Origin of the sequence: Proteiniphilum propionicum (assembly GCF_022267555.1) — a bacterium.
Lineage (GTDB): Bacteria > Bacteroidota > Bacteroidia > Bacteroidales > Dysgonomonadaceae > Proteiniphilum > Proteiniphilum propionicum.
This window is the reverse complement of record NZ_CP073586.1, coordinates 3782338-3797938: the sequence shown is the minus strand read 5'-3', so window position 1 is coordinate 3797938 and position 15601 is coordinate 3782338. Positions and strand designations below refer to the sequence as shown.

Below are 15601 nucleotides of genomic sequence, written 5' to 3'. Positions count from 1 at the left end.
TTATTTTTCATATTTATTTTTCACATTTAAATCCCGTACCTTTTAACTTAACGGAGCAAGTGTGAATAAATTTATTTTTTACTTTCAGATCACCGGCAAAGAGACCTGAGAATAGATGTCTTCAATATCGTGTGTACCTATTTTTTTAAAATCTTCTTCCCTTACGCATATAATCATACCTGCCATATCTAGTGCCCCGGGACTGATAAGAAGCTGTTTACTGCCGTTTTCGTAATATTGTCTGGGACGGTGCGCTTTACGAGGGAATAGGTTTAGTTTGTATCTGTTTTGTTCTATGTAGGCGATGATGTTTATCATTGGCTCATCTTCTTTCGGCTGGCGATGGTGAAGATACTGATAAACATCTTCAAAAAGTTCTTCCACCTCACTTTTATTTCCGCTCTCTATCATCAGGCATGAGCGAAGTACATTGTCGCCCTGAAGCAGCTGTGGCGACTTCAGCCCGGCCTGTAAATGAAAATGGTCGGGGGCCGATGCTCCGCACTTTGGGCCATTGTAAAACAACACATAATCGGGCAGTTGTTCTGCAAGCGAAAGCATATCACCCACCTTGTTGCGGATAAGTTGCGGTACGTGTGAATGAAGGGGAATGGTCAGATGATTCCTGAGAATTGGAAAAGGGTTGCATAGAATGATATATTTCTCCATGAATAGTATACCCTTCTGCAGGGCGGGACGATTAGCTTCGCAAAGGAAGCAGGGGCGATTTTCAATCGATTCTTTGTCAATTTTTGCACTTGTGGAGACCATCCTGGCCGGGTTGAACTGTATTTTTACATTGAACCCATCTCCCCATGTGATCACTTTTTCTTCAGTATCATCGAGTTGCCTAATACCATTTCTCAACTGTTCCCATTTTTTCATCTGGGAGGAGAACAGATTGTCTATTTCCGCTTGAAGATTCATTTGCTATTGCTTTTGAAAACAAAGATAAGGATATTTTCTTTTAATCTATAGGGAAAAGCAAGAAATGAAATTTTGTAAAAAAAATTGCATTACTGTTTGGTTATCAACTTTTTTTATACCTTTGTACCAAAAATAGTTCACAGTAATTAATATATTTCGTATGAGACTTTATGCTCTTGTTTTTTCCTGTTTGTTTCTTCTTTTCCTGAATTCTTGTTCCTGGGGGACGGGCAAGAAAGATTCTTTTTCGGGTAAAGAAGAGGAACAGATTGTAAAGGGCCGGGGTGTTTCATCGGATTCATCAGATGCTGAAGAGGAGTTTGATCAATTTCTCCTGAAATTTAGTGAGGAAGAGTCGTTCCAGTTAAAACGCATAAAATTTCCAATAAGGGTTGTTGTTCCAAATGCAAAACATCAAGGTATGGCGCTCATGGAAGAAACTATTGGAAAATATGACTGGGAGCTACTAGATCTGACTTATGACAGCACCTTTTTAACTCGTACATACGATCAGTACTGTCAGATGGTACGATATAAAAATGATACAGCTGTAGTGGAGATACGTGGTATTAACAATGGCATATATGCCGATTACTATTTTGCACTGATAGATAAAAAATGGTATCTGGTAACGCTTTACGAAGCATCATTTTAAGCCACTCTAACTCTTCAATAACCTATCTCCAAAACTAAGTGGTAACAGATCTTTTATGCTGTTCACTGTATATACTGCCTCATTGCTGTACATCAATACTTTTATTGGCGACTTAAAACGGTTCTCCGTTTCAAGAAGTACCTGCCTGCAGGCTCCGCAGGGAGTGACGGCATCATTGGTGAATCTTCCGTTGTAATAGGCAGCAATGGCAATCGCTTCGATCTTTTGGTCGGGAAAAGATGCATTGCTGAAGAAGATGGTTGTTCTCTCAGCACATAATCCAGATGGATATGCTGCGTTTTCCTGATTGTTTCCGGAAACTATTTTGCCGTTCTGTAGTAATACAGCTGCGCCTACCCTGAATTCGGAATAGGGGGCATAGGCGTTTTTTGTGGCGTTTTTTGCTGCTTCAATAAGTTTTTTTTCTACTTCAGAGCATTCCTCTATGAGATAAACACCTATCTTTGTGGTTAAATTGATTTCTTTCATATTGTAATGCAAGATTTATATCGCAAATATACTAATATTTTACAGCTATTTGTAGTTGTGGCTTTTTTATTTGTCACCGCAGGTTTTTCCGGACGGCCCGGAGTGAGTACCTATGTTGATTATATTGACAGGTACAGTAATTTGGCAATAGAGCACATGAAAAGATACAAAATACCAGCGTCAATTACACTTGCGCAGGGAATATTGGAGTCGGGGGCAGGTATGAGCGATCTTGCACGCAGATCAAACAACCATTTTGGGATTAAGTGCCATCGTGGATGGACAGGCCCCCGTGTTTATGCTGCTGACGATTCGCCGAATGATTGTTTCCGCCGTTATGCAAAGGTTGAAGATTCCTATCAGGATCACTCTGAGTTTCTTGTAAGCGGAGTACGCTACAGCCCTCTTTTTGAATTGTCGATAACCGATTACAAGGGATGGGCCAGAGGTTTGCAGCAGATGGGGTATGCTACAGACAGGGCTTATGCCAACAAGCTTATTAAACTTATTGAGGATTATGAACTTTATCGCTTTGATGATAAAAAATATCACAAAGGGGTTGGCAGAAAAGAGCGTGATGAACTGAAAAAAGCAGAGATGTCACATGCAACATGGACACATCAGCCTTATATTACTCATGGCCTGGTTTATGTTATTGCTGTTTACGGAGATACGTTTGGCAGCATTGCTGAAGAGTTCGGGTTTAAGGAGAAAGATCTGTTGAAGTTCAATGAGGTTCCCGGGGATTTCCCGTTGAATGAAGGAGATATTGTATATTTCCAGAAGAAAAATAAACGTGCAGTATTGCCTTATGAGTTTCATACGGTTCAAGTGGGTGAGTCGATGCACAGCATCTCGCAGCTGTATGGAATTCAGTTGCGTAACCTATACAGGTTGAATAAAAAAAATTATGAGTATATTCCCGCTGAGGGCGATCTGCTTAAATTAAGATAGAAAAAACAGGACAATGACCTGTTATTGATAATTTTAAGAGGCTTTATGCCTGAGCTTATATAGAAGAAAAAATTATGAATAAAGATCAAAATAAGATGAGATACAATACACAAGAAAAAAAATTGGCTTTGCCGGAATATGGGCGTAATATACAGAACATGGTTGATCACTGTGTTGGAATAGAAGATCCCGAAGAGCGAAAAAAATGTGCTTACACAGTCATCGATATAATGGGGAATATGTTCCCTCATTTGCGAGATGTCAATAATTTCAAACACATTTTGTGGGACCATCTGGCTATCATGTCTGACTTTAAACTTGACATTGAGTACCCATATGAGATAATAACCAGGGAAGAGTTGAACACTGCACCGGGGCATCTTGATTACAGCCGTCCTTCTATGCAGTACCGTCATTACGGGAAAATTCTGGATAGGATGATAAAGATTGCTGCCAGTATGGAGGATGGCGATAAAAAAGATCATCTGTTGAAACTTCTTCTCAACCAGATGAAAAAATCATATACACAGTGGAACAAGGAAGTAGATGATGAGAAGATTTTTCAAGATCTGTACGAAATGTCGGGAGGAAAAATAAAGATTGATCCGGCTATGTATACTATCTCTGAAGTGAAGGTGAATACAAATCGTGATAAACTAAAGAATATCAAGTTTCAACGAAGAAAATAATTTATTATGATCTCCAAAAAAGATATAATTCAGGTGGGGCGTACACAGAAACCATACGGGATAAGAGGGGAGATAATCATCCTGTTCAGTAAGGCTGAGTATGCCGAGGTTGATTGCGAATATTATCTTCTTGAGATTGACGGAATTCCCGTACCCTTTTTCGTGGAAGAGTTTACATTTACTACTGATAGAACTGCGAGGGTGAAGTTTGAAGATGTAGACGACGAGAATACGGCATCGAAGTATGTCAATACAGATGTTTTTATTCCTCGCAAAACAGTTAAACAGGCGATACCCGAAAATGGTCTCAATTGGGATTTCTTTGTTGGGTACACTGTTGTAAATCAGCATGGTGAAGTGCTTGGGTTAATAGATGAAGTAGATGATTCTACACTGAACACTCTTTTTATTGTGAAAGATAGAGATAAAGAGCTGCTTATTCCAGCCACGGAAGATTTTATTGCTGCCATTGACGAGGAGAAAAAAATCATTGAAATGTATTTGCCTGAAGGGTTAATAGATGAGTGAATGATTACCTGTTCCAATTCGGAAATCGAAAAAATAGATATGCCTTTTCTGCATCTTTCTAATGTAAGTATAGGTTATCCTGACAAAAAAGGAGCTGTGATAGTTCAGTCGGGCCTTACACTCTCTGCCGAAAAGGGGGAGCTGATTGTGCTTATTGGGAAGAATGGTTGCGGAAAATCTACTCTACTGCGCTCTATTGCCCACCTTCAGCCTATCTTTCAAGGAGAAATCTTTCTTAATAATGAAAACTTGCTCGAGATCCCGCCCAAAAGGCGGGCCAGACTACTTTCCGTTGTGCTTACGGAGCAGCAGCCGGTGGCATCATTCACCGTGAGAGAGCTTATCTCCATTGGCAGGGACCCCTATACGGGATGGCTGGGAAGCCTTTCCGATGAAGATAATATAATTATTTCTGAAGCCCTGGAGATGGCTTGTTTGCATGGTTTTGAAGGTAGAAACATATACGAACTGTCAGACGGAGAGCGCCAAAGGGTTTTTATTGCCCGTGCTCTTGCACAGGATACTCCTGTGATATTGCTTGATGAGCCCACTTCGCACCTCGATCTGCCAAACCGTATTAATATCCTTTTGCTGCTGCAGAAGCTGGCACGTGAAACAGGCAAAACAATTTTCATCTCAACACACGAACTGGAGACCGCTATTCAGGTGGCTGACAAGCTGTGGTTGATGGAAAAAGGCAAGGGCGTTACCGTTGGAGTACCGGAAGATATGGTATTAAATGGGAGTTTCGACAAGGTGTTTCGTCACCGTTCTTACGTGTTCGATAAGGAATACGGGAGTTTTGTGGTGCAAAAGCAATTGGATAAGTTTATAACTACCCGTGTGAAAAACCCTGACGGCCTGATGGCACGATGGACCACAAAGGCACTATCGAGGAAAGGATACAAAATAACAGAAGATGCTCAACTGGAGCTGTCTGTGGATGAGGAAAACAGGTGCTGGACAGTGATGAATGGCAGCAAAACAGTTGTGACATATACCGTAGAGGATACATTGAAGATACTGTCACAATTCACTTAGGGAAGTATTTCCGCTGTCAATCTGTAGGAATAAGACCCTATTTTTTATTATCTTTGTACGTTTTTACACGTACATCATTTCTGTATGGAAGATAGAAAACGAAATATTGCTGTTTTAGGATCAACCGGCTCCATAGGAACGCAGGCGCTGAGTGTTATTGCCGGGCATTCCAGTAGGTTTGCGGCTTATGCGCTTGTTGCCAACAATAATGTGGAACTTCTTATTGAGCAGGCTAGGGCATTTCTTCCCGAAGTTGTTGTAATAGCTAATGAATCGAAATACGAACAGCTAAAATCTGCCTTGAGAAGCCTTCCCATAAAGGTATGGGCCGGGAGCAAGGCAGTAGGGGAAGTGGTGCGTGATAAGAATATTGATATGGTACTAACTGCTATGGTGGGGTTTTCAGGTTTGGAACCAACCATCAACGCAATCATGGCAGGAAAAACCATAGCACTTGCAAACAAAGAGACTCTGGTAGTAGCAGGTGAACTGATTACATCTCTCGCGTTAAAATATAAAGCAGCTGTTTTGCCGGTTGATTCCGAACATTCAGCCATCTTTCAATGTTTGAACGGTGAGGGTAACAACAGAATCGACAAGATCTGGCTTACCGCTTCAGGGGGGCCTTTCCGTACTTTTTCGAAAGAACAGCTTGGTTGTGTCACCAAAGCACAGGCGCTTGCTCATCCCAACTGGAATATGGGTGAGAAAGTGACGATTGACTCTTCAACCCTTATAAATAAAGGGTTCGAGATGATTGAGGCCAGATGGCTTTTTGGAGTTGAGCCTTCTCAGATTGAGGTGGTTGTGCATCCGCAATCTATTATTCACTCTATGGTACAGTTTGAGGACAGCTCAGTGATGGCGCAGCTGGGGCAGCCTGATATGCGCATGCCTATACAGTACGCCTTCTCTTACCCTGTGAGGCTGAAGTCGGACATTAAACCGCTCAACTTCTTTGAAGTGCAGGACCTGACATTTGAAAAGCCTGACATAGAGAAATTTCCGAACCTGACATTTGCATACGAAGCCATTAAAACAGGCGGGAATATGCCATGTATTCTGAACGCTGCAAACGAAGTGGCTGTTGCGCTTTTTTTGAAGGAACAGATTGGGTTTTTGCAAATGAGCAGTCTTATAGAGAGAACGCTGCAGAGAGCAACGTTTGTGCAATCACCGTCCCTGAGCGACTATCTGCATACCGATGCGGAAACAAGAGTGATAGCTTTGGAGTGTTACGGGTAAGCTAAATAAAAGAAAAGGTTAATCTAAGCTGATTATACCGGAGAACAAGGAGAATAGGAATAAATCAAATAACTAAAAATACACGTGTAATGCGTGTGACGTAAAAAAACCGGATGGAGACATTTTTAATTAAAGCGCTGCAACTCATTTTGAGTTTGTCAATTTTGGTGATTGTGCACGAGTTTGGGCATTATATTTTTGCGCGTATGTTTAAGATCAGAGTAGAGAAATTTTATCTATTCTTTGATCCATGGTTTGCAATCTTAAGATATAAACCCAGGAACAGCCAAACCGAATATGGCATCGGATGGTTGCCTCTTGGGGGATATGTAAAGATTGCCGGAATGATTGACGAGTCCATGGACAAAGAGCAGATGGCTCTGCCTGCACAACCGTGGGAGTTTCGTTCAAAACCTGCCTGGCAGCGTCTTATGGTTATGGTTGCCGGGGTGCTGTTTAACTTGTTGCTGGCTTTTTTTATCTATTCTATGGTGCTTTTCACCTGGAGTGATACTTATCTCCCGCTTAAGAATGTTACCCAGGGAATGGAGTTCAGCCAGGCAGCCCATAGCGCCGGCTTTCAGGATGGGGACATCCTGCTCAGGGCTGATAACAAGGAGTTGGAGCGCTTTGGAGTACGCACCCTCCTTGATGTGGCGGATGCCGAAAAAGTGACTGTATTGCGTAATGGCGAAGAGGTTATACTGAATATGAGCAAGGGGTTGATGGAGAATCTGCTGAAAGATAAGGAGGGATTTGCCACATACCGCATTCCGGCAGTTGTATACCTGACTATGGAAGGGAGTGCTGCACAGCGTGCAGGGTTGATCCCCGGCGATAGCATAGTAGGTGTGAACGGCATTATAACACCGGTATTCGGTGATCTTCGTTCAGCACTTGACAGCAACCGCAATCAGCAGGTTACCCTCGATTATTACCGAAACGGTGTGCTTTATACAACTACTGCAGGGGTAGATTCAGCAGGGACGCTGGGCTTTTACGCGATGTCTGCACCTCAGATCTACCGGACTGTTACGCTCAAGTATAGTTTTTTTGAGTCATTGCCGGCAGGGATAAGATTGGGTATTCAGACACTTAAAGACTACGTGGCACAGTTCAAATATGTGTTCACCAAAGAGGGAGCCTCATCACTGGGTGGGTTTGGCGCTATAGGCAATTTGTTCCCTGCACAGTGGAACTGGCAGGCTTTCTGGATGATGACTGCTTTTTTATCGGTTATTCTTGCATTCATGAATATACTGCCTATCCCTGCACTTGATGGAGGACATGTTATGTTTCTCATCTATGAAGTGATAGTGAGAAGGAAACCTAACGAGAAATTTATGGAATACGCTCAGGTAGCCGGTATGATGCTGCTTTTGGGATTGGTGTTATACGCCAATGGAATGGATGTTGTGAGAGCAATTTTTAAATAATAATATGAAAGTTTCGGAATTGATAGATAATAAGCAGAAGACTGCCTTTTCGTTCGAGCTGCTGCCGCCTATTAAAGGCAATAGCATCAAACAGGTTTTCGACACTATAGACCGTCTGAAGGAGTTCGATCCGAAATACATCAATATTACAACTCATCACAGTGAAAATATTTACAAGGAAGATGAGAACGGGGTGTATCGAAAAGTTAATGTAAGAAAAAGGCCCGGATCGGTAGCTATAGCTTCCGCTATCCAGAACAGATATGGCATAAGAGCCATACCGCATATAATCTCTCAGGGCTTTACTAAAGAAGAGACGGAATACGCACTCATTGACCTGTCATTTCTGGAAGTGACCGATCTGTTACTGTTAAGAGGCGACACAAAAAAGCTAGATGCCGATCAACGAAAAATGGATAGCCATCCTCATGCTACAGGATTGCAGGAACAGGTTAACAACTACAACAAAGGTATTGCTTTCGACGGCTCCACCTTTACGCCTCCAGAAGTCCCGTTTTCATATGGAATGGCATGTTATCCGGAGAAACATGAAGAGTCTCCAAATATGGAGTCTGAGATATATTACACGAAAATGAAGGTCGATAATGGAGCCGACTATCTTGTAACACAGATGTTCTTCGATAACCGCAAATATTTTGAGTTTGTTGATCGTTGCCGTGCAGCAGGTATTACTGTTCCCATCATCCCGGGTATAAAGCCTGTTCACCTGTTAAGTCAGTTGACAGTGTTGCCGCAGGTTTTTCGTTCCGATATTCCCGAAGAACTGGAGAAAGAGCTCAGAAAGTGCAAAAATGATGACCAAGCAAAGGAAGTTGGTGTGGAGTGGTGCATTAAACAGTGCAGGGAACTCATAGAAAAGCAGGTACCCAGCATTCATTTCTATTCGTTGATGGCTACGGAGAGTGTTTATCGTGTTGCAAAGGAGATTTATTAAACTTCGTTAAGCGGGACAGGTATAAATGTATTTTCGCAATATCATAGGGCTTTACGATGTAAAAAAACAACTTATAAACTCAGTTCATGAGGGCTTTGTACCACACGCAAGAATGTTTTATGGGCCTGAGGGAGTTGGGAAGTTGCCACTTGCAATCGCCTATGCCAGATATCTTAATTGCAGCAACCGAGGCGCAGAAGATGCCTGTGGTGAATGTCCGTCATGTCATAAATTCGATAAGCTGGCACACCCCGATCTCCATTTCGTGTTCCCTGTGGTAAAGTCTAAGGTGAGTGACGAATATCTTCCTGAATGGCGAAAATTTCTGTCTGAAAACACCTATTTCAATATCAACCAGTGGCTAAGTTTTATTGATGCACAAAATGCTCAGGGCGTCATCTACTCTAAAGAGAGCGATGAGATTATCCGGAAGCTGAATCTTAAGATTTATGAAGCTCCTTACAAGATAATGATTTTGTGGCTTCCTGAGAAAATGCACGATTCCTGTGCCAATAAGCTGCTGAAATTATTGGAGGAACCACCTGGAAATACAGTCTTTTTATTGGTTTCGGAAGACAGGGAGAATGTACTCCAAACCATCTGGTCAAGATGCCAGCCTCTTCATATCCGTGCAATTGAAAAAGAAGAAATGGTAATCGCAATACAGCAGAACTTTGGGTTGGAGAGGGAGAGCGCAGTGTCTGTTGCCCACATCGCCAACGGCAGTTTTACTAATGCTGTTGAAATAATCAGTTCATCTGACACTAAGGATTATTTATTTGATCTGTTTAAAAGCATGATGCGTTCCTCCGTATCAGGCAATATAAAATCCATAAAGGAGATATCAAATAAGATTGCGGGAATCGGCCGTGAAATGCAGAAAGGATTTCTACTCTATTCGTTGAGGTTGTTCCGTGAATATTTTGTTAGCAACCTCAATGAACCGGATATGGTATATCTGCAGGATGATGAGTGGCAATTCGGCAATCGGTTTGCACCATTTATCAATGAGAAAAACATTGAAGAGTTCAATAATGAATTTTCACTTGCCTTTAGGCAAATTGAACAAAACGGCAATGCTAAAATTATTTTCCTTGATCTTTGCTTGAAGGTAACGCTTCTTTTAAGAAAATAATTTGTAAATTGCAATCGGTTTTATTTTATTTATAATCAAGGAGTATCGCCTGCCGGCTTCGGCAGAGCATTTATATATGGATAAAGAGCAATTATCAGATAAGTTAGCGGATATCGTTCCTTTAAAAACGGTAACCGTCACAAATATAAAAAGTTGCATGGGCTGTACCCGGCACAGAAATAAACTTCACACCTACGATTGGCTTTACGATTATTCTGAGCTTCAGAAAGCTACCAAAATGGTGGAGGTGCAGTTCAAGAATACAAGAAAAGGCTATTATCTCAACAGTAATGATCTGGAGCTTGAACAGGGCGACATGGTGGCTGTGGAGTCTACTCCAGGACACGATATTGGTATTGTTACCCTCACAGGCAAGCTGGTTGAGCTTCAGATGAAGAAATGTAATTTCCGGGATGATGCAAATGGCGGCCCCAAGCGTGTTTACAGGCTTGCGCGTCCCGCTGATATAGAGAAGTACGAGCAGGCCAAAGCACGTGAACAGTCCACAATGATCCGTTCCAGGGAAATAGCTGAGGAGCTTGGGTTGCAGATGAAGATTGGTGATGTGGAATATCAGGGCGATGGCAATAAAGCCATTTTCTATTACATTGCTGATGAAAGAGTTGATTTCCGCCAGCTTATCAAAGTATTGGCAAGCGAATTCAGGGTGAAAATCGAGATGAAGCAGATAGGTGCACGACAGGAAGCAGGTCGCATTGGCGGCATTGGCCCTTGTGGGCGAGAGCTGTGCTGCAGCAACTGGATGTCGAGTTTTGTTTCTGTTTCAACGTCAGCTGCCAGGTATCAGGATATCTCTATTAACCCCCAGAAGCTGGCTGGACAGTGCGGGAAACTAAAGTGTTGCATGAATTACGAGGTGGATGCCTATGTGGAAGCACAGCGGGGGCTGCCATCTAGGGAAATTATACTGGAGACAAAGGATTCCGACTATTATCATTTTAAGACGGATGTTTTTTCAGGATTAATAACCTATTCAACCGATAAGCATAATGGTGCAAATCTTGAAATTATCTCTAAAGAGCGTGTGTTTGAGATAATCGCGATGAATAAAAAAGGCAAAAAACCATTAAAGCTTGCTGCTGAAAACGAGGCAAAGCAGGGTAAAGAGCCAGCTTATATTGGTGATATCCTTGAAGACCATAGTATTACTCGTTTCGACAGCAATATGCAAAATAAGGGTAAGAAACGGAGGAAGCCTCGTAAAAGACGTTCCTCTGATTCATCGGGGAACAGAAAACCAAGAAAAAACAGGGATTCCAGTGGCAACAAAGCGTAATATTGTCTTACTCTTTGCGGTCATGATTTTCACCTTTCTGACATCCTGCTCTCAAGGTGAGGTCTATTATCGTTTTCACCATATCAACAAAGGGATGTGGTATAGCGACAGCGTACTTGTTTTTAAAATTGATACTGCGAATATACATCCCGGAAAAAAATATGATATAACAATTGAGCTCACAACAAACCACAGTTATCCTTATCGCAACCTGTTGCTTTATGTAGAGCATAATATAACCAGTCCGGTTTACCAAAGCGATTCCTTGCATTGCCTCCTGGCTGATGAATATGGAAGATGGCTGGGGGCCGGGACAGGCGGATTAAACCAGTTTTCGTTGAATTACCTTGCTGCGGTTGTGCCTGACAGTGTGCGCATATATGAACTGAAAATAAGGCAGTCAATGATTAATAATCCTTTAATAGGAGTTGAAAAAGCAGGTGTGAAAATCACTGAGGTGAACATTGGTTCCTGAGTGTAGGAAACATACAGGATTGTGATTTGGCGGAGTTTCAATTATTTAAGATCGTTGAAGACGCCGTTAAGATAAATTAGCAGCATGAGAATAGTTTTTATTGGTTCAGGCAATGTGGCAACTCACTTAGCCGTGGCACTAAAGGCTTCGGGAAATGAGATTATTCAGGTTTACAGCCGCACATTTGAAAATGCGAAGATACTCGCCGTAAAAACCGGCGCTGTACCTGTTAATGATATAGGTTCTATCTTTTGCGATGCCGATCTGTATATTTTTTCGGTGAAAGATGATGCCCTGCCTATCGTTATAAGTCAAATGCCGCGTACAAATGGTATTTGGGCACATACAGCCGGAAGCGTACCTTTAAACGTTTTTTCATTGTTCAAAGAAAAATATGGCGTAATTTATCCATTACAGACTTTTAGCAAGGATAGAGGATTGAACTTCTCTGAAATACCGTTGTTCATAGAGGGAGACAGTGATGATACTACCCGCACACTGGTTGGCCTTGCGAAAACTATTTCAACAAATGTGCAATACCTTCCGGGTTACAAGCGGCTTTATCTTCATCTGGCGGCAGTATTTGCATGTAATTTTGCAAACCATATGTATGCACTGGCGTCAGATATTATATCCAATGAGGATATTCAGTTCGATATATTGAAACCGCTTATAGCTGAAACTGCAGCCAAAGTAATGGAGATGCAGCCTGTTGCAGCTCAGACCGGCCCTGCGATAAGGTTCGACGAAAAGGTTATGAAAAAGCATCTTGAACTTATTACAGACCCAATGGTAAAAGAGATCTATTCCCTGTTAAGTAAAAGTATTCATATTCATTCATTATGAGCGCGATAAATTACGATTTGAAAAAAATAAAAGCATTTATATTTGATGTTGACGGAGTTCTCTCCTGTCAGACTATTCACATGTCGGCCCAAGGTGAGCCTCTGCGAACTGCCAATATTCACGATGGATATGCACTTAACCTTGCTGTGAAGCACGGCTATGGCGTATGTTTAATAACTGGTGGAAATACTCAGGCAGTACGTCTTCGATACGAATCATTGGGTATAAGCGATATTTACATGAATTCGGGTATAAAAATGAACGATTATCTCGATTATTTACGCAAAACCGGATATGAGCCCGAAGAGATTATCTATGTGGGAGATGATATACCTGATTATAATGTAATGAATGAGGTCGGTTTACCTATTGCCCCAATGGACGCGGCTCCAGAGATTAAAAAGATAGCAAAGTATATATCTTCAAGGAATGGAGGACAGGGTGTCGCACGTGATGTTATTGAGCAGGTACTTAAGGTTCAGGGTAACTGGATGAGTGAAGAAGCTTTCGGATGGTAGCGGGGAATTAATATTTATCAATCTTAGTTAAAAATTAACACTGAAAAATTGAGTTAAAACAAAACAACAGCTATATTTGTAACTACTAAATAAAAACCACTCATATAATGGCAAAAGTCAAGGGTTATGTAGAGGTAAACACCGAACGTTGTAAAGGTTGTAACCTGTGTGTTGTGTCTTGTCCTTCTGAAGTATTGGATTTGCAGCCTCGAGAAGTGAACGACCGTGGATACCATTACGTCTATTTAAAAAATCCCGATGAGTGCATCGGGTGTGCGAACTGCGGGTATGTATGTCCTGACGGTTGTTTGACCGTATATCGGATGAAGGTGAAATAATCCTTTTTCCCATAAGTGAAATAATTTCTAATATTAGTATTATGTCAGAAGAAATATCATTGATGAAAGGTAACGAAGCCATCGCTCATGCGGCTATTCGCTTCGGAGTGGATGGCTATTTCGGTTATCCCATCACGCCCCAGTCCGAAATAATTGAGACTCTTATGGAGGCTGCACCATGGAAAACGACCGGGATGGTGGTCTTGCAGGCTGAAAGCGAGGTTGCGGCAATAAATATGGTTTATGGCGGTGCTTCATGCGGTAAATATTCCATGACCTCTTCATCAAGTCCCGGCATCAGTCTAAAACAGGAAGGGATATCCTATCTGGCAGGAGCTGAACTGCCATGTCTTATTGTGAATGTTCAGCGTGGTGGCCCAGGTTTGGGTACTATTCAGCCTTCTCAGGCCGATTATTTCCAGACTGTGAAAGGGGGAGGCCATGGTGACTACAAATTAATCACACTTGCACCCAATTCAGTTCAGGAGATGGCCGATTTTGTGTCGCTTGGCTTTGAGCTTGCGTTCAAATATCGCAATCCGGCAATGATACTCACAGATGGTGTTATAGGACAAATGATGGAGAAAGTAAAACTTCCCGGATATCGCCGCAGAAGGACCGAACAGGAAATCAGAGAGCAGTGTCCCTGGGCAACTCTTGGTAAAACACCCGATAGAGAGCCTAATATCATAACTTCTCTTGAACTTGAATCGGCAGTTATGGAGAAGAATAACGAACGCTTTCAGGCAAAATATCGTGTACTTGAGAAAAATGAGGTACGCTATGAGGAGGTTAAATGTGAAGATGCCGACTATCTGTTGGTCGCTTTCGGTTCAGCCGCTCGCATATGCTTGAAAACAATTGAGATGGCAAGGGAAGAGGGGATTAAGGTTGGGCTGGTACGTCCCATTACCCTGTGGCCTTTTCCAGGTAAGGTACTGAATGATTATGCCGGAAAGGTGAAGGGTATGCTCACGGTGGAATTAAATGCCGGTCAGATGGTAGAAGATGTCCGCCTTTCCGTGAACGGGAAAACACCCGTTGAACACTACGGCCGTCTCGGGGGCATTGTGCCTACTCCTGAAGGTGTGCTTGATGCCTTGAAAGAGAAAGTGGTAAATAAATAACTAATTAGTATGGATCCCAAAATAAGAAATATATTCCTGCTGCTGTTTCTCCTTTCATTCCTGGGTACATTAGTGGTCTATTTTACTTCTAACCAGGATATTAAACTAACGTGGTATTTTGCAGGAGCTGCTGCGGTTTTTTATTTGATATACAGATTCTCTGCTAAAAAATAAACAATATGGATATAAATAATATTGTAAGTCCCGAAAATCTGGTTTATGCTAAACCGGAACTTATGAACAACAATCACATGCATTATTGCCCGGGATGTTCACACGGGGTGGTTCATAAAGTCATAGGTGAAGTTATAAGTGAACTGGGGCTACAGGAAAAAACTATCGGAATTGCACCGGTAGGATGTGGCGTTTTTGCATATAAATACCTTGATATCGACTGGCAGGAGGCTGCTCACGGACGAGCTCCTGCACTTGCCACTGCTGTAAAGCGGTTGCTCCCAGACAAGATGGTTTTCACCTATCAGGGCGATGGCGATCTGGCTGCTATTGGTACGGCAGAGACCATTCATGCAGCCAACCGCGGCGAGAATATCGCTATTATTTTTATCAATAACGGTATATATGGTATGACCGGCGGACAAATGGCTCCCACAACGTTAAACAATATGGTTACATCAACCAGTCCCGAAGGACGTAATGTAGAGACTATGGGTGGCCCGCTTAAGATTCTTGATATGCTTGCTCTGCTTGACGGTGTCTGCCTCGCTACCCGTGTAAGTGTACATACGGCTGCTGCTGTAAAAAAGACCAGGCGTATGGTTAAACTGGCTTTTGAAAATTCCATGGCAGGAAAAGGTACCTCCATAGTGGAAGTTGTATCAACTTGCAATGCCGGATGGAAAATGACACCCGAAGCTGCAAATAACTGGATGGTGGAAAATATGTTTCCGGTATATCCGATCGGGGATCTGAAAAATATATAAAACGC

At 42.2% G+C, this 15601-nt stretch carries 18 protein-coding genes and 1 pseudogene; 17 read left to right on the top strand and 2 right to left on the bottom strand.

Features of this window, described 5'->3' with window-relative positions; all coding sequences use genetic code 11:
• Positions 1-84: 84 nt before the first annotated feature.
• Positions 85-927 carry a DUF4922 domain-containing protein gene (locus KDN43_RS15885; RefSeq protein WP_238867566.1) on the bottom strand — a complete coding sequence of 281 codons (843 nt, stop codon included), beginning with the start codon at positions 925-927 and terminating at the stop codon, positions 85-87.
• A gap of 160 nt (positions 928-1087) precedes the next feature.
• Here KDN43_RS15885 and KDN43_RS15880 point away from each other — a divergent pair, with 160 nt between their 5' ends.
• Positions 1088-1582, top strand: a complete 495-nt coding sequence (locus tag KDN43_RS15880) for a DUF4348 domain-containing protein (protein WP_238867565.1) — start codon at positions 1088-1090, stop codon at positions 1580-1582.
• Positions 1583-1588: 6 nt separating this feature from the next.
• Here KDN43_RS15880 and cdd read toward each other — a convergent pair whose 3' ends face one another.
• Positions 1589-2071: a cytidine deaminase gene (cdd, locus tag KDN43_RS15875; protein ID WP_238867564.1), complete on the bottom strand. Its 483-nt coding sequence runs from the start codon at positions 2069-2071 to the stop codon at positions 1589-1591.
• A 6-nt stretch (positions 2072-2077) separates the two neighbouring features.
• Between cdd and KDN43_RS15870 the strand changes: the two genes are divergently transcribed.
• The 16 genes and pseudogenes from KDN43_RS15870 to KDN43_RS15795 all read left to right on the top strand — a co-directional run bounded on the left by KDN43_RS15870 (position 2078) and on the right by KDN43_RS15795 (position 15596).
• On the top strand, positions 2078-3025 hold the full coding sequence (locus KDN43_RS15870) for a glucosaminidase domain-containing protein (protein WP_238867563.1): 948 nt from the start codon (positions 2078-2080) through the stop codon (positions 3023-3025).
• A gap of 95 nt (positions 3026-3120) precedes the next feature.
• Positions 3121-3714 carry a DUF4290 domain-containing protein gene (locus KDN43_RS15865; protein ID WP_238869507.1) on the top strand — a complete coding sequence of 198 codons (594 nt, stop codon included), beginning with the start codon at positions 3121-3123 and terminating at the stop codon, positions 3712-3714.
• Between the two features lie 6 nt (positions 3715-3720).
• Complete coding sequence (gene rimM, locus KDN43_RS15860) at positions 3721-4242, top strand: ribosome maturation factor RimM (RefSeq protein WP_238867562.1); 522 nt, start codon at positions 3721-3723, stop codon at positions 4240-4242.
• Entirely contained in the window at positions 4243-5283 is a 1041-nt protein-coding gene (locus tag KDN43_RS15855; protein WP_238867561.1) for an ABC transporter ATP-binding protein, read from the top strand.
• Between the two features lie 84 nt (positions 5284-5367).
• Entirely contained in the window at positions 5368-6528 is a 1161-nt protein-coding gene (locus tag KDN43_RS15850) for a 1-deoxy-D-xylulose-5-phosphate reductoisomerase (protein ID WP_238867560.1), read from the top strand.
• 113 nt (positions 6529-6641) lie between these two features.
• Complete coding sequence (gene rseP / locus KDN43_RS15845) at positions 6642-7964, top strand: RIP metalloprotease RseP (RefSeq protein ID WP_238867559.1); 1323 nt, start codon at positions 6642-6644, stop codon at positions 7962-7964.
• A gap of 4 nt (positions 7965-7968) precedes the next feature.
• Positions 7969-8919: a methylenetetrahydrofolate reductase gene (locus KDN43_RS15840; protein WP_238867558.1), complete on the top strand. Its 951-nt coding sequence runs from the start codon at positions 7969-7971 to the stop codon at positions 8917-8919.
• A 25-nt stretch (positions 8920-8944) separates the two neighbouring features.
• Positions 8945-10054, top strand: a complete 1110-nt coding sequence (locus tag KDN43_RS15835; protein WP_238867557.1) for a DNA polymerase III subunit — start codon at positions 8945-8947, stop codon at positions 10052-10054.
• A gap of 157 nt (positions 10055-10211) precedes the next feature.
• A pseudogene (locus KDN43_RS15830) lies at positions 10212-11306 on the top strand (PSP1 domain-containing protein); the annotation flags it as partial.
• 28 nt (positions 11307-11334) lie between these two features.
• A complete protein-coding gene (locus KDN43_RS15825; RefSeq protein ID WP_238867556.1) occupies positions 11335-11826 on the top strand; it encodes a gliding motility lipoprotein GldH in 492 nt (163 codons plus the stop codon).
• Between the two features lie 84 nt (positions 11827-11910).
• Positions 11911-12672 (top strand): Rossmann-like and DUF2520 domain-containing protein, encoded by a 762-nt coding sequence (locus KDN43_RS15820; protein WP_238867555.1) that lies wholly within the window; start codon positions 11911-11913, stop codon positions 12670-12672.
• The gene (locus KDN43_RS15815) at positions 12669-13190 is read left to right on the top strand and encodes a KdsC family phosphatase (RefSeq protein ID WP_238867554.1); all 522 of its coding nucleotides are present in this window, start codon (positions 12669-12671) and stop codon (positions 13188-13190) included. Before KDN43_RS15820 ends, KDN43_RS15815 begins: the two co-directional genes overlap by 4 nt.
• Before the next feature lie 107 nt (positions 13191-13297).
• Positions 13298-13528 (top strand): 4Fe-4S dicluster domain-containing protein, encoded by a 231-nt coding sequence (locus KDN43_RS15810; protein WP_238867553.1) that lies wholly within the window; start codon positions 13298-13300, stop codon positions 13526-13528.
• A 41-nt stretch (positions 13529-13569) separates the two neighbouring features.
• On the top strand, positions 13570-14655 hold the full coding sequence (locus KDN43_RS15805; RefSeq protein ID WP_238867552.1) for a 3-methyl-2-oxobutanoate dehydrogenase subunit VorB: 1086 nt from the start codon (positions 13570-13572) through the stop codon (positions 14653-14655).
• 9 nt (positions 14656-14664) lie between these two features.
• Positions 14665-14829: a hypothetical protein gene (locus KDN43_RS15800; RefSeq protein WP_238867551.1), complete on the top strand. Its 165-nt coding sequence runs from the start codon at positions 14665-14667 to the stop codon at positions 14827-14829.
• A gap of 5 nt (positions 14830-14834) precedes the next feature.
• Positions 14835-15596, top strand: a complete 762-nt coding sequence (locus KDN43_RS15795; protein ID WP_238867550.1) for a thiamine pyrophosphate-dependent enzyme — start codon at positions 14835-14837, stop codon at positions 15594-15596.
• The last annotated feature ends 5 nt before the right edge of the window (positions 15597-15601 follow it).